The following is a 15,853-nucleotide window of genomic DNA, read 5'->3' as shown; positions in this document are numbered from 1 at the left end:
AAGATTGAGTCCCGCAAGTCCTATTAATGGAACCAGATCGAGGAAACAAACAGTTCGGACTTGAACTATCTCCTTATTTGGCATACAATTAAAGTATAATGGGATGTGTGAATTCAAAATGCCGGATCGGCCATCCGCCGTGCGGGACGCTCGTCCGGCTCGTGATGCTTCTGATGGCCCTCCTCCTCGTTGGGTTGTCCCTGCCCGCCGGCGCGACATTCGAGATCGCCGTGAATTGCGGCGGCGACAGCCTTGCCGGCGGCAGCGGCCGAACCTTCCTGGCCGATCAACCCTGGGACGGCGTTTCCTGGGGTTACGTGGGAGGATATTCCGCCGGGTCATGGAATCCGATCGGCGGCGCGCCTGATTCGATTCTCTATCGCACCGTCCGAAGCAGCAACTTCGCCTTTGATTATTACTTTAACGTTCCCAACGGCCTATACGAGGTCACCCTCCATTTTTCCGATGTCATCAATCATTGGTATGGAATGAGCGCGATGCGCCTTGAATGCGAAGGTGTCGCGCTTCTTACCGGCTTTGACATTTTTGAGTTTGTTGAACGCTGCTATGCCCTCGACACCCGGTTCCTGGTAGAGGTCACCGACGAATTAATGAACATAAACTTCACCCCGGAGCAAGGATTTGCGCAGGTTTGCGCCCTCGAGATTGTTACGGCCGGCGCGGCTCCCGGCCCTCCGGGCCCGCCGGCAAACCTGCGCGTGATCCCCGGCTATGATTGCATGATCGTTGATTGGGATCCCGTTGATATCTCAAATCTCAAAGGGTACCGGGTTGAACGCCGGAGACAATCATCAGCGCTCTGGCATACCGTCCAAGAGCCGGAATTTCTCATGACCCGTTATATCGACGAGAATGTTCAAGGAGGCGATGAGTTTTCCTACCGTATCAGCGCCGTCGATCTAGCCGGATCGTCCTCCAATCCCTGCCCGCCGCTTTCCGGCACGGTCCGCCACCGTTATGAATCACAGCTCCGCGACTATGAAATCTTTGCATTGGAACCTCATCTGATTTTGTTGAATCAAAACATCCTCTCTGATGATTATATTCCGATCGATTTTCAGTGGGGCACCCATTACTGGGAAGAGGCGGGGGTCCGCTACCGTGGAAAATCGAATATCTACGGCCCCAAAAAGAATTGGAAGGTGGCTCTCTTCGAAGGCTCGCTTGAGGGTCAAGACCGCGTGAATCTGAACAGCGGCTATGCCGATCCCTCCTTGATCCGCGAAGCGTTTGGGTTCCGGATGGCGGAACTTGCCGGGAGCCCGACCTGCCGGACACGGCGAATCAATCTTTACCTGAACGGCCGGCACCGCGGCCTTCACACACAGATCGAGCAGATCGATGAGGATTGGCTGCAAACACGGGACATTCCTGAATCCTCACCGGTCTTCAAATGTTATGCCGGCCTGCATATCCTCCCTGAGTACGAATATCAAAACTGGTATATCCGCGGCACGGGAGACAGTACGGATCTACAACCGATCATCGATCTGATTGATACGATTCATAACACGCCGGATGATGAATTTCCCGAGGTTATCTCCGGTGCCGTTGATCTGGTATATCTTGCGAATTGGTATGCCTTTCAGGTTCTCAATGGGAACCGTGATTTCGCAACGCACAATTTCTACGCCGTTTTGGACGAAAGCCGGGATCGCTGGTTCTTCATCCCCTGGGACCTGGATGTCACCTACGGAAGCTCGGGAACCTATCTCCACACCTTCGATCCCTACACACCGATCGACATCGGAACAGAAGCGCATCCCGATGTCCGTGGATTCAACGGATTGATAAACCGCCTTCTTCAGTTTCCCCAATTCCGGTGGATGATTGCAAAACGTATAACCGATCTGCTGAATGGCCCCTACGCGCTTCAAGATTGGCGCGATGAATTACAGGCCCAGCTTGATGAGATCGCCGCGGATGTCGACGCCGACTTTCACAAATGGGGATGGGAAACCAGCGGCCTGCAGGCGGAGCATGCCGGACGTATTGAGAACTATATTGAACAACGGCACGCTTTCCTTCTCACGGCGGCCGCATCCTACAGCCCCGATCTCGATCCCGGTCTTCGATTGAATGAGTTCATGGCCAAGAATGAAACCACGATCCGTGATGAATTCGGGGAATATGAGGATTGGATTGAGGTGATGAATATATCGGATCACCCTATTGATCTTGGCGGAATGCGGCTTTCCGATGATCTCCGCAATCCGCGGAAATGGGCTTTCCCGGATACGATCATCCCGTCGGCCGGTTATCTCCTGGTCTGGGCGGACAACGATCCCGAACAGGGACCACTCCACGCCACTTTCAAACTCGATGCCGACGGTGAAACGGTCGCCTTGTGGGAGTCCGATGAAGACGGAAATGTCCTGCTGGATCACCTCGACTTCGGCCAGCAGACAGAAGATGTCTCATTGGCGAGAATGCCGGATGGTTTTGGAGATTGGGTCTATTCGACCACTCCGACACCCGGTGACAATAATGACCCGGCTTCATCCAGTGAGCCCCGGCAGGCCACGGCGGCCGTCCCATCCATAAGAATCGCACCCAATCCGGTCACCGACCGGGTAACTTTAACATTACTGTTTAAAGAGGCTTCCATGGTCACCGCCCGGGCGCCGCTTGGAATTTATGACGCCGCCGGGCGCCGCGTGGCCGTTATCGAACTCGAGGGTACGCCCCCTTCAACCACCATCCGGCTTAAGGATCTCCGGCCCCGGCCGTCGCCGGGGATCTATTGGATCCGGCCCCTCAGATCCGTACGGCCGGGATTCCGCGCCGCAAAAATCATCTATCTCGGCGATTAGCGGCCGGGCACACCCATCTCCCGGCGGACGAGCCCGACGGGGATCGTGCCGTGGCTCAGTAGATCATCATGGAACGTGCGCAGGTCGAAAGCCGGTCCCTTCCACCGCTTGTAATCTTCCAACAGGTCGAGGATCAAAATCTTGCCCATAATATAACTCATCGGCTGCGCCGGCGTTGCACAATAACGGCGCACCTCAGCGTCGGCGTTCGGCCTGACAAGATGGGCTTTTTTAATAAGAAAATCGACCGCCTCGTCAAAACTCATGTTACGGGTGTGCAGGCTGACATCAATGATAACCCGGCAGGACCTCCATAAAAGATCTTTCAATTGTAAAAGCCGCGATTCCTTGGATTTGTAAAAGCCCTGTTCGTACATCATCTCTTCACAGTAAAGGGCCCATCCCTCGGCGAAGACGCTTGTTTCGAATAGGTGCCGGAGGGGATGGGAGAGACGGTTGGCGACCGAAAGCTGAAGATGATGCCCGGGGTAGGCCTCATGGAGCGCGGTCACCGCGATACCGGGGCGCATATGACCCTGCAACATCACCTTTTGATGCTCTTTCGGCAAAGAGGCGTCAGGCGGTGTCACCCAGAAGGTGCCCTTCTGTTCCTTTTCAAAGGGCGCCGGGCTCAAATAGGCGGCATAGGGCAGGATCGGCCGGGCAAAAGCCGGTGTCGGCACGACCTGGATCGATTCCCCCTCTGGAAACGAGACCAATCTTTTCTTCCGCACAAACCGCCGCGCTTGATCCATCGCCTTGAAATAGGCGGGGACAAGCCCTCGGGCGGTCGGGTGATCATCCCTCAAACCGGCGATGATCTGGTGCCAATTTTTCTGCTTGTCAATCTCCGCCGCGACCGATTTCATCTCCCGGATGGTCCGGCGATAGACTTTCCAACCGATTTTGAGGAGGTCGTCGGGATCATAAGAAATGCCGTGGCGGTCCCGGAGAAGCTTCTTGAACAATACCTTTCCCACAGCGTACCGGCCTGTCGAACGGGAAAGAATCGGTCCCTGCAATTCCTTCAGATAAGCTTCCGTCGCCGCGCGGGTTCGCACCATCTCCGCCTTCAATTTCTTCTTCAAGGCGGGATCCCGCAGATCATTGATAAAACCCGCCAAGGCCGTGTCGAGAAAATCCAACGCCCCCCGCGCCGAGAGGATCGCCGTCTCGGTAAAGACACGGGGCGGTCGCTTGATGTTCCGCCCGGCTTGTCGGAAGAAGTGCGGGATCGCTTTCATCCGGCCGAGGATATCTTCGGCCCGCCTTCCCACCGGAGCGTAATTGCGGATCATGGGGACATAGATTCCAAAGATGACCTCATCGACATAATGCTGCGGCATCAGCTGCCAGTAGGGAAATTTATCGATCATCGCCTTCTGCGCTGATAAGCCGCCCCGGGTCAATTTCAGATCGACAGACCGTTCCATGGACAGTTCAGAACCCTTGAATCGATCGAGTGCTTTAATGAACGCCTCTATCTGAGCCCGTTCCCGCTTGCACGCCGCGGCGGAGCGGTCCGGCAGCTTGCGGTCATTTGCGCCGTGCACCCCGAGCCAGCTCGCTTCTGTCGGATTCAACGTCATCGCCGCTTTAAAAATCCGGCCGGCCAGACGATCAAACTCCTTGTTGGCATTCTTCGTCACGGGCTTTCCCCCTCGTCAAACCTTGAACAGAACCTGGCAAACATCCCCATCCGCAATGCGGTAATCCTTTCCCTCGGCCCGGATGAGCCCCTTGCGGTGCAACTCCACCCGGGACCTCGTATCGACCAGGTCTTTATAGGCCATAACCTCCATCCGGATGAATCCTTTCGCCATATCGGTATGAATTCTCCCGGCGGCGTCAACCGCCCGGGTCCCTTCAGGGATATTCCAGGCCTGAAGTTTATCATTAGCGATTGTATAAAAGGTGATCAGCTTGAGCAGCCTGGCGCCGGTCCGAACAAGCCGGTCCAATCCCCGTTCCCCTGCGCCGAGTTCCTTTAGAAATTCGGCCGCTTCATCCTCCGGCAGTTCGGAGATTTCGGCTTCAAGCTTAATCGGGATCGGGATCACCTCTTCAGCAACCCCCAGCCGTTCCCGCAGGCGGCTGATCCATGGCTCGCCATCGAGATGATCTTCTTGTACATTCGCCACGATGACCACCGGTTTTGCCGTGAGCAGATGCAGATCCTGAAATGCTTCCTCGCGGCGCAGGGATTCCAGCAGCTCCCGCGGCCAGCGGCGGCCGGGTTCACCGCCCCTTAACCGGCCGGCCGCCATATCAAGGATCTCCATCAGCGGCAGGGCGGCGGTGGGCTTGGCCTTGAAAACCTTCTTTATCTTTTCGGCCGTCCTCTCGACGCGATCAAGGTCGGCCAGCAGAAGTTCCGTTTCGACTATCTCCAGGTCGGCGATCGGATCGACGACGCCGTGGACATGAACAACATTCTCGTCGTTAAAGCAGCGAACGACATGCGCCAGCGCATCAACCTCTCTGATATGGGCGAGAAATTTGTTGCCCAGACCCTCGCCCCGGCTGGCCCCCTCAATCAATCCGGCGATATCGACAAACGTGACGGAGGCCGGAATGACTTCATCGGGCTCCAACGTCGCGGCCAGGATTTCCAGCCGCGGATCGGGCGCGGAAACCATCCCCACATTGCGTTCGATCGTCGTGAAGGGATAGTTCGAGGCCTCGACACCGGCGGAGGTGAGGGCATTCAAAAGACTCGACTTCCCGACATTGGGGAGTCCCAGGATACCGATGCGTAATCCCATGGCTGAACCCGCCGTTGATTAGTGGCCTCCCAGGAAGGCTCCACCCAGTATCGCGGCTCCAATGAAGGCGCCCATGATGATCGCCAACAGACCGAAGACAACGGTCGGGATCAAGAGGACGATGACCGCCTTGGCCGTATCCAACTTGTGATGCTCTTGGAGCGCGATGAAAACGATGGGAAGCATCCAGAGCTGAACCAATCCGCCCACAAAGGGGATAACACCCGCCCAGCCGACGATCCTGCCGAACCCGCAGACTTTAACAAAACCCATGAAATCGCCTTGGCCGCCGAAGAGCATGGCGAGGAGATGCATGATTCCGACACCGATGAAGAGTCCGGCGAGGGCGGCGATGGGGAGCCAAACAAAACCGGCGCTGCCGATCATTCCGGGCCCAAGCCCGCTGGAAACACCGGCGATCGCCGTGATAACAAGAGCCCAAGTGAACGTCTCGGGGTTTTCCGCCGTCCGCCGGTAAGCCTCGCGGTTAAGCTTTACGATTTCCAAGGATTCCTTGATCGATTCGGTGAATGTCATTATGCCTCCTCAACTTTTCATTCTTTAAGTAGCAGATCTCCAATCGGGGAATACTCAAGGGGAAGGATAGAGCTTCCCATCCCATGTGGAAACAAAGAAGCGGGGTCGATTAAAATTTCTGTGCCGGGTATAAGACCGGCGGATGCCCAAAAGCGGGATTCTTCGGCCGCCGATTCTTGATCGCCCCAAACCGTCCTGAATAGAAATCCCCGGGCGAGATTCATGATGGAACGGTGGCTGGGGCGGACGATCGGGACAATCTTCGCCCTCGCGGAAAGACCGGCCCTCTCACGCGCCGCTCCTATCGCATCCTCCAGCCCGCCGATCTCGTCGATCAGACCCCGCTCCAACGCCTGCCGGCCGGTCCAAACCCGCCCCTTGGCGATACTGTTCACAGAATCCGGCGTCATCGCGCGATCTTCGGCGACATCGGCAATAAAATCTTCGTACTCGGCCCGAACCCACCCCCCGGCCATCTCCCGCTCTTCATCCGTCAGCGGTCGGACCTGGGTCCACAAACCCATCCGGTCGCCCCTCTCAATCGTCTCGGGGTGGATATGCAGACGATTGAGGAGCCCGGCATAATCGGGGCGAACCAGGATGACGCCGATCGAGCCGGTGTAGGTGCCTGGGGAAGCGAAGAGATAATCGGCCGCCGCCGAGAAATGATAGGCGGCGGAAGCGGCCACACGCCCCATCGAGACGATAACCGGCTTGCCGGAGGCCTTGAGATCCAGGACCGCCTCGCGGATCAAAGTTCCGCCGAGCCCCAAACCTCCACCCGATTCGACGCGCAGGACGACCGCCTTGACCGCCTTGTTCGCCGCCAGCGCCTTCAAATCCCGCCGAACCGTATCAGCACCCAGAATCTTGTCCCCAAAGATCGGGCGGCGCGAGGAACCGACGGAAACAAAACCATTCATGTAATAGACGGCAACGATGGGCTGCGGCCCCCAAGCGGTCCGCCGAAGGCGCCGATGGATGGTGCTCGTCAGCGGCGCTTCCCCATCATCCATGCCGGCCATAGTAGAGAGCCACCGCCGGGCCAGATCGACCGTTCCCACCGAATCGACCAGGCCGGCGATCATGGCCTCCTCGGCTCTCAGAACGCGGCCATCCGCCAGCTCGCGCACCCTTGCGGGATCAAGATTCCGGCCGGCGGCGACCGCCTCAACCCACCGGGACCAGTGATCATCGAAGAGCGCTTCCATCTCCTCACGAAAACCGGGGCTCGCTGAACCCAGCTCGTATCGCTCATAAGCTGTTTTGAATTCCCCACTCGCAATCCTGCTCATCCCGATGCCGAGACTGTCCATCATCTCGCCGAGATAGAGGATGTCGGAGCGCACACCCAGCAGATAAAGAGCGGACCCGGGGGCCAGTACAATACCGTCGCACGCCGTCGCGAGACCGTATCCGTTATGCGATCCCCCCTCTTCGATATAGGCTATGACCGGTTTGCCCAACGCCTGAATCTGTTGGATCTGATGACGGATCTCGTCCAGATGGCTGCCGCCGGAGACGGATCCAATCTTTAACAAAACACCGCGGATGTCGGAATCCTCGCGGGCATTTTTCAGCGCGGTCATGATCGAACCGACACCGGTGCGGCGCCCTCCCCCAACAAAGGGGATCGGCAGGGGGATCCCGCTTCGGGTTTCATCCGACAAGGATCCCCTCAACGCCAGAGAGGTAAAAACAGGGTTTTTGGAGAGTGTCCGTGGACGGTCGCCCAGCAGATGCAAGGCGCCGCCGGCGGAGCGCGTCGTGTCATCATCGGCATGCCACCCATAAACGCCTTCGATCCGGGAGGTCGAAAACTGAACCGCCAGACCGACATGGAATTGGGGATCGTCGCCGAACTCATTCAAGGGATTGGAGAGGGCGGCTGAGAGATGGATGCCGGATAACGGCTCTATGCGGAAGCCGGTGGCGAGGATGGCGTCATCGATCCATTTTTCTTGCTCATCCCCCTCGATCTCCGCAAACAAGGTCCATCTCTCCCTCAATCGGCCCGGCAGGGGACGAAGGCCGAGGCCCGCGCGATACGAACGATGCAGGACATCGGGGTCGATACGGGATTGAAATAGGTCTGAGATAGTACAACCAATCGAAACGGCGTCATGCGGGCGGGCCAGCAGTCCCACCTTGAAGCGCCAGGCCGAGATGTCACCGACATGAAGCCTTGATAGACTGTATCCGGTCGAAAGCCAACGCCGCATCGATTGTGAAAACCCCAGCGTCCACTGGTCGACACGGGAACGGCCGCCGCTATCAAGGCGTTCAAAGGCTATTCCCACTCTTCTATATTGCCCTCCAGCCCCAAGCAGACGCCGCCGTTGATCATCGACCGACGGAGATCCCACCGTGCCGGCCGGTGAGGGCACTTGCCGGTGCAACTCACTCAGGATCAGGTAGAGATCCTGCCCGGTCGACCATCCCAGACCCGCCGGATTGATTAGATTGGCGCCGGCATCATCCTCCAGAGCGACCGCGGCGATGCGCGCGAGAAGCCCCTCCCCCACCAGATGGTCCGCGGGAACCGGGGTGTGGAAAAGCGGGAGGAGAAGGACCGTCATGACCATGAGCCTGAGGCAAAGGCGGACGGCCGGTCGGCCGCAAAATCTTGAAATCCGGATTTGTTTCATATCGCTCCCCTCCGCGATCAGTTCATAACTCTCCAGCCCCAGTGTAGTTAGAGAAGCCCCCCCCGCTCAATTTATTGCTGATCCCTCCCCCTCGATCGAATGAGAGGATATCAGGACCAGATCTCAATAAGTCATATTACTAGATCCAGTTAGCAGCTATTCAGTGGGTTATCGGTTATTGAAATTTAAAATATTAATTGTATTTCTTCCTCTTGCCGTATAATTGCCCACTGAAGGCGTGTTGGTTATATCCTATTAAAATACTAGTCATTTCTAATGAACCACGATCTTCTGACGATATCTATCTTGTGCGTCGACACCAGCTCTTTGCATATCATGAAATGAACTTATTGTCCGTTGGTCGCCAGAGTGAGGTACCTATGCGAATCGGAAAGCGCATCGGCGCAACGATCATCGTGGTGGGTTTCGTCTGTGCGGTGATGGGTGGCCCGGGGAGCGTGGCCGCGCAGCCCTCCTCCTCCCCCGGCCTCATTGCTGAACAGATCGATGAGTGCTTGGGGTGTCACGAAGGATTGGATCAATCACTCGTTGGAACCGCGCACCAAATCAGCGGAGTCCGGAAGGATGGCGCGGATCCCGAGGGTGCGACCTGCATGTCCTGTCATGTGGGCTGGCGCAACCATCTGGAAGATCCGTCTCGGGACAACATAACCACCCCCAGGGAAATGACCCCTGCCGGGCAGGTGACCCTCTGCGGCCGGTGCCATATGACGCCTCACCAAGTCCAAATGGCCGGACCCGACCCGCACGCCCTCGCCAATATCACCTGTTCCGATTGCCACGGGATCCATGGGCGGCTGGAGATCGACGCCCCGTCACAAGAGCGTTCACAAGAGCGTTCACAAAAGTTTTCACAAATGAAGGGTGGGCCCTGCGCCAGGTGCCACAATAGTATCATCGTTGAATTCCATCGCCGATCATCCCATCCCCTTGAAGCCGGATATCTCGAATGCACCGATTGCCATGAATTAGGGATGGCCGGGAACACGTTAACCGCGATCGGTTTTGATTGGCGTTGTCAAGAATGCCATGCCGAGCATTCGGGACCATTCCCCTTTGAACACGATGTCGTCAACAAACATCTGGTCAACGGCGGCGGATGCATTGAATGTCACGAACCTCACGGATCGGGCAATGATCGCCTGTTAAAGCAGCCAGGGAACGGTCTCTGCAATCAGTGCCATGGAATCCCTCCCGGGCACCAACTGGCGCATAGCGGCCTCGGCGTCCGGCTGCAGTGCATCGATTGCCACAGCGAGATTCACGGTTCCTACGAAGACTCGAGATTTCTTGATCCGCAATTGGGCGTCAAACTATTCCCCGACTGCTTTCAATCCGGCTGCCATTCCTTTGGAAATTAGGGAGAGAGGCGATGATGAGATCCGCAATTCTATTCCTTTTGGTGCTTTGTCTCTCCGGTCTCCCGGCAGCGGGGGAAGCGTCAGGAAGCGGTTCACTAAGAGCCGGTTATCTCATTCTCGACACAGAGGGAAACCGCTCCGTCGATTATGGCACCTTTAATTATTATGAAGGTTTCAATCTCTCGATGGAAAGGTTCAATTATACATTCAAGAACGGAAATCGAATTAAGGCCGATCTGCGAAATATCGGACTTGAAAACAGAAGCGCCCAATTGGGTTTCACCCGATCCCGCCTGTTCGGGTTCGATATCAACGAGCGTCATTATCGCCGCATCTATGACGCGGAGGGATTCGATTCCACAGAGAGGGAACAGGTCGGCGGAACATTCTGGTTTGCTCCGGCTGCTTTCATTCGGTTTTACGGCGGCGCCGCAAATACCGAACGGGAAGGGACCGCGGTGGCCCTATCCGACCTCAGCCTCTTGGCCAACGCCGATGAAGATCCCACGATACGTCACGATTACAATCAGGCCGATCTTCACGGAGGCGTGCGTTTGAACCACAAGGGCCGCATGCTCCAAGTCGATCTCCGCACGATCGATTATGCCGACGACATTGACCCAACCCGGGACCAATCGCGCCGCCGGCTGCGAGCGAATCTGTACACGCCCATTCCAAGATATGAGTTCCTCGCAGTCTTCGGCGGCTTATCGAGATATGAAAGCCGATTCGATCATTCCAAGGCGGAGATCTTCTCAAATACTGGATGGGGAGGCGCGAATATCGCTTTTCCAAAGGGATTCTCATTGAGGGCCGACGTCCGCTTCAACCGCGCCGGCGATGACAACGATACTATCAATACCGACAATATTTCGAACGCCTTTTATGCCGGATATGCCGGCTCTAAAACCGCCGGGGGAACGATAGGGTATCAGCACGACCTCAATGATGACTTTGAGGATGAGGTTGAAGCCAACTCCTTCTATTTCTCCGGCTGGGTCCTGCCTTTCGAGCGGGTCCGGCTGCAGGGGGAATTTGGAAACCGAAGCGAAGAGGTCAATGAGGGCCAGCGCCTTCTTGGCGACGAGGATCTCAATCGCTGGCGGATCACCGGCCGTTTGAGGTGCTGCGATTCGGGCATGCTGTCGCTCAAATATGAAAGCCGGCGCCGCGAAAACGAAAGACTGGACCACATCATCGACTTCAAGCGGTTTTCAGCCAATCTCAGCGCAACATGCCCGAAGCTCGGGGTAATGTCGGCCGGATATACATATTCCATCGGCGACTATGACAATATCGATGATGCCTTGGCCTTTGAGTTCACGGAACAGACGCTCCAAGGGAATCTGGAAACCAAAGAGTACAGAAATCTCGTTCTCGGTTTCGGGGCGATTTATTACCGGAGCCGGCGGGATTTGGATGCAGAGAGTTTCAATCTCAATTTTTCCGGCGACGTCCGCATCGCCGGAGTTTATCACTTCATCACAAAATATAATGTTCACAACTTCGATGATTTTCTGGCAAGTGACCGGTACGACACCGCGAACTTATGGGAAATCAGTCTCTCGAGGGATCTGAGTTTCTAAAGGAGAGGGTTATGAAGCAATCATGTGTTTTGGGAATCTTTACACTGGCCGCCGTCCTCATTCTCTTTGCGGGATGCGATCGGGAAGTGGTCACCGAAGTCAAGACCGGTGCCGAGCTCTCCACTTGCTTCACTTGCCACGACGACAACGAACTCGATCTCGTGGCCGCACAAAGACAGTGGGAAGAGTCGACCCATGGATCCGGCGCCAACGTCAACCGGAACCGGCTTTATTCGAGCCGTTACGAATCGTGCGAGCCCTGCCACACGGCTGAAGGATTTGTGGCGTCCGTGACCGGGGTGCCGGCGTCAGGGGACCACTTCACATCGATCGGGTGTTTCACCTGCCATATGCCGCATACCAACGGAAATCTCGATGTGCGCGTCACCGGCACGGTCACCCTGGCCAATGGGGACATCTATGATCGAGGTGCTTCAAACCTCTGCGCCCGTTGCCACCAGAGCCGGTCGGATGCCTCCACAACCGTCGTTGATACCCTGACCCTGGATTCACGCTTCGGGCCCCATCACAGCAACCAGGCGGATATGCTGGAGGGCCGGAATGCTTATGAGTATGCCGGTTATAGCTACGGCAGCTCGGCCCATACCAGCACCGCCCTCAATGGATGCATCGATTGCCATATGTCGGCCGCGATTAATGAAGCGGTGGGCGGTCATAGTTTCAATATGCGGGACGAAGGCCACGAGATTGAAAACCTCGCCGGCTGCAACGTCGCCGGTTGCCATACCGGCAGCAACACCATCACGACATTCGATCGGGACGGCCTCCAGGAAGAGATGGAAGCGCTGTTGTCGGAGCTAAAGGAGATTCTGACCGGCGCCGGCCTGCTCGATGAAGAGGGCGCACCGATGGCCGACCGTGTCGTCACCGACGCCGATTCCTCCGGCGCCGTCTATAATCTCGTATTTGTCGAAGAAGACCGGTCGCTTGGAATCCACAATACCGAATATGCCAAGGGCCTGCTGCAGTCCTCGATTAACTTTATGACGACCGGTGATCCAAACGGCGGCAAATAAACGGCAAACAACTATCGCCAAAAGAGGGTGGGATCGAAATCCCACCCTCCTTTTCAGATTCGGCTGGAACCTGCCGGCACTTACATCCTTTCAACAATCGCCCTCCCGAACCCCGAACAGGAGACTTCGTTGACATCCTTGCGGCCCTCCTGCTGCATGAGACGCGCCAGATCATAGGTGACGACACCATTTTTGATGGCGGCGGCCATACCCTTGTCGATAAGACGGGCGGCCTCATCCCAGGCCATATGCTCGAGCATCATTACGGCGGAAAGGATGAGGGATCCCGGATTGACTTTATCCATTCCAGTGTACTTCGGGGCCGTGCCGTGCGTCGCTTCGAAGAGCGCGATATCATCAGACATATTCGCCCCCGGTCCAAGACCCAGGCCTCCGACCAGCGCAATACTGGCATCCGAAAGATAGTCGCCGTTTAGATTGGGCAGGGCCATGACGCTGTACTCGTCGGGCCGTGTCTGGATCTGCTGGAAGATCGAATCGGCGATCCGGTCCTTGATCAGGATCTTGCCTGCCGGCATCTTGCCGTCGAGTTCATCCCAGAGAGTCTTCTCGGATAGGGTACAATCGCCGAATTCCTTCGCGGCCAGCTCATATCCCCATTTGCAGAACGACCCCTCGGTAAACTTCATGATGTTTCCCTTATGTACTATGGTGACAGAGGAAAGCTTCCGATCGACGGCCCATTGGATCGCTTTTCGTACAAGCCGCGTCGTGCCGAAAAGGGAGATCGGCTTGATCCCGATACCTGAATCCGGCCGGATCTCACGTCCTGTCTTCTCCTTGATGAGATCGATAATCGCCATGGCGATATCACTGCCCTTCTCAAAATCATAGCCGGCATAGACATCTTCAGTATTCTCGCGGAAAATGATAAAGTTTACTTTATCGGCATATTTGTTCGGACAAGGAACGCCTTCAATATAGCGAATCGGCCGCACACAAGCATAGAGATCAAGATGCTGGCGGAAACGCACATTGATCGAACGGAATCTCTCACAAACCCCGTCATCCTTTTTGCATTTATCGCAGGTCCCCGCATGATATTGCTGATGGGCGCAATGGAGACAGACATGGGTCTCTTCCCCAATGGGCGTTGTGAAGGGCCCCTTGATCGCGATTTTCAAATGACGGATCGCATCCACCGTCTCCTCGGGGAATTCGCTGCCGTATCTCTGCAAACCTTCCAATCCGGCATACAGCGGACACCAGGCAATCGATCGTTTCCCGCCGTAGGCCTTTTCAATCGCCGCATCGACGACCATTTGCATGGCGGGTGTTATATCGAGGCCGATCCCATCCCCCCTTAAATAGCCGATGATCGGCCGATCTCCGATACTCAACTTCCCATTCTTGATTTCAATGAGATCGCCTTCCGGTATCTTAACTTCTTTAAATCGGGTCACTTTGAACCTCCTGGCTGTGTCCTTGTTCCGCCATCGTCCGGCTATTGTACGTCGATAGATCGTTTAAGTCATCAGCTTGAATGCGGAAATGAGGGAGAGCAGAAAATAAATTGACCGGCCGCAGAAAGGGGGCGGGATGATATCCCGCCCCCTAACCAGATTCCGGCACTCACGCCGAGCGAAGCTGATTACTTATAGGTCGTCTTAATCTGACCCCAAGTGGTCTGCCGCGTCGGTGTGGGCTGAGGACAATCCAAACCGGAATAGATGTCACCCAAGTTCCTCGGGAGGAACTGGTAGCCATCAAAGTACGGACCGGTGCTATCATACTGACCGAGGATACCGACAGCGGTGAACGGCTCTACAGGAGCGGCCGAGCCATCGATATCGGTGTCTTTGTCAATCCGCAAGGTTGTCGGACCGGAGCCGTCATCAACCACCAGGTTGGCGTCGACGCCGTCCACAGGCCACGCGCCCTCTGTGATGGCCAGACCGCAGATCCAGATCAGACAGGATTCATACGTCTCACCGTACATGGCCACTTCACCCGTCGTGATCTCATACGGATCCGGCAGCACATCATTCCCCTGCTCGATAAGGGTCAGAGATGCGAGTTCGATCTTACCGTTATAGAAATCAACGGTACCCGTCACATCAAAGACCGTTCCGGCAGGATAGGGTGCGGTGTAGTTGTAATCAAAGAGCAGCGAACAGCATTCGAGGTCGGTTACCCCGACTTCCAAGCGGCCAGCTGAATAGATGAGGTTCTCGTTGAGTGTTCTTACAGGTGACGTGATGTGAACGAATTCACCGAAGTGTACCGGGAATCCATCAACATCGATCTCCATGATTTCGCACAAACTATACTCGGTCGGCACCGGAGGTGCACAATCGGCATCGTTCATGACGCCGGGAGTCGGAGTGTCATCCGCATAACAATCAAACGCGTTGTCGTTCGTGTCCGATCCATCTGGACAACGAGAGGTGCTGGATCCGGCCGATACGTCGGGACCGGGGTCGCCTTCGCAAACCAGATCCACGGTGCCACCGTAGCAGATGGAGTCGATAATCTCAGTGACCTGGCCTGTGAAGACCAGCTGGACTTGATCAGCGCCATTCTGCCAATCGGCAAGAGGAGCGATCATATCGGCTTCAGGGACCGTGGCATCCATACATACGACGAAATACCCATCAGCAGGAACTGAGTAGCCAGCCAGATCGATCGTCGCATAGATGGCGCCACCATTTCCATTGACGCCTACCAGCGAGAATCCATCCAGAGACATGTCGGGTGTGCCTTTGAGCTCTGTAAAGCAACCCTCGTCTCTAATGCTGTCATAGTATATCTCGTTGATGACTATTTCTTGGGCAACAGCGGATCCAACCATCAGGAGCGCCGTTAATCCAAGAACCAAGAGTTGAACCTTTTTCATAGGGTTGTTGCCTCCCCATTCCCAAAGATGTGTAATTAAGGACAACATGTTGTCTTGAAACGCAGAGAAATCCGCCGGATGTCGAAATCTCGACGACCGGGGATATCCTCTGAGTCTCAACCATTATACGACAAAAGAACCGTTCATTCAAGGATCTCCAACTAACTGTCGGATGGACAACGCTCGGAATTCTCCGCCAGGTCGTAA

General features: G+C 55.9%; 10 protein-coding genes. 4 read left to right on the top strand and 6 right to left on the bottom strand.

What is annotated here, in order from left to right:
* The first annotated feature begins 107 nt into the window (after positions 1-107).
* Complete coding sequence (locus KJ970_09140; protein MBU2691082.1) at positions 108-2,834, top strand: CotH kinase family protein; 2,727 nt, start codon at positions 108-110, stop codon at positions 2,832-2,834.
* Here the strand turns inward: KJ970_09140 and KJ970_09135 are convergent.
* From KJ970_09135 to sppA, 4 genes are read right to left on the bottom strand one after another with little or no spacing between them, the layout of a single operon-like run.
* Positions 2,831-4,483 (bottom strand): DUF885 domain-containing protein, encoded by a 1,653-nt coding sequence (locus tag KJ970_09135; protein MBU2691081.1) that lies wholly within the window; start codon positions 4,481-4,483, stop codon positions 2,831-2,833. The genes KJ970_09140 and KJ970_09135 overlap by 4 nt on opposite strands.
* Positions 4,484-4,498: 15 nt before the next feature.
* Positions 4,499-5,599, bottom strand: a complete 1,101-nt coding sequence (gene ychF, locus KJ970_09130; protein ID MBU2691080.1) for a redox-regulated ATPase YchF — start codon at positions 5,597-5,599, stop codon at positions 4,499-4,501.
* Positions 5,600-5,617: 18 nt separating this feature from the next.
* Positions 5,618-6,136, bottom strand: coding sequence for a YIP1 family protein (locus tag KJ970_09125; GenBank protein ID MBU2691079.1), 519 nt, complete (start codon positions 6,134-6,136; stop codon positions 5,618-5,620).
* A gap of 17 nt (positions 6,137-6,153) precedes the next feature.
* Complete coding sequence (gene sppA, locus KJ970_09120) at positions 6,154-8,784, bottom strand: signal peptide peptidase SppA (protein MBU2691078.1); 2,631 nt, start codon at positions 8,782-8,784, stop codon at positions 6,154-6,156.
* A 380-nt stretch (positions 8,785-9,164) separates the two neighbouring features.
* Between sppA and KJ970_09115 the strand changes: the two genes are divergently transcribed.
* Genes KJ970_09115 through KJ970_09105 form a run of 3 tightly spaced genes read left to right on the top strand, consistent with a single transcriptional unit; the run spans position 9,165 to position 12,789 of the window.
* The gene (locus KJ970_09115; GenBank protein MBU2691077.1) at positions 9,165-10,166 is read left to right on the top strand and encodes a hypothetical protein; all 1,002 of its coding nucleotides are present in this window, start codon (positions 9,165-9,167) and stop codon (positions 10,164-10,166) included.
* 11 nt (positions 10,167-10,177) lie between these two features.
* Entirely contained in the window at positions 10,178-11,752 is a 1,575-nt protein-coding gene (locus KJ970_09110) for a hypothetical protein (GenBank protein ID MBU2691076.1), read from the top strand.
* A gap of 11 nt (positions 11,753-11,763) precedes the next feature.
* A complete protein-coding gene (locus KJ970_09105) occupies positions 11,764-12,789 on the top strand; it encodes a hypothetical protein (protein MBU2691075.1) in 1,026 nt (341 codons plus the stop codon).
* Positions 12,790-12,869: 80 nt separating this feature from the next.
* Here the strand turns inward: KJ970_09105 and KJ970_09100 are convergent, their stop codons facing one another.
* Both KJ970_09100 and KJ970_09095 read right to left on the bottom strand, forming a co-directional pair.
* Positions 12,870-14,213, bottom strand: a complete 1,344-nt coding sequence (locus KJ970_09100) for an NADP-dependent isocitrate dehydrogenase (protein ID MBU2691074.1) — start codon at positions 14,211-14,213, stop codon at positions 12,870-12,872.
* 188 nt (positions 14,214-14,401) lie between these two features.
* Positions 14,402-15,646, bottom strand: a complete 1,245-nt coding sequence (locus KJ970_09095) for a hypothetical protein (protein MBU2691073.1) — start codon at positions 15,644-15,646, stop codon at positions 14,402-14,404.
* Positions 15,647-15,853 lie beyond the last annotated feature (207 nt).

Source organism: Candidatus Eisenbacteria bacterium (assembly GCA_018831195.1).
In the GTDB taxonomy this organism is placed as follows: Bacteria; Eisenbacteria; RBG-16-71-46; order CAIMUX01; family JAHJDP01; genus JAHJDP01.
Note: the sequence above shows the minus strand (reverse complement) of the source record. Positions and strands in the feature narration are given on the sequence as shown.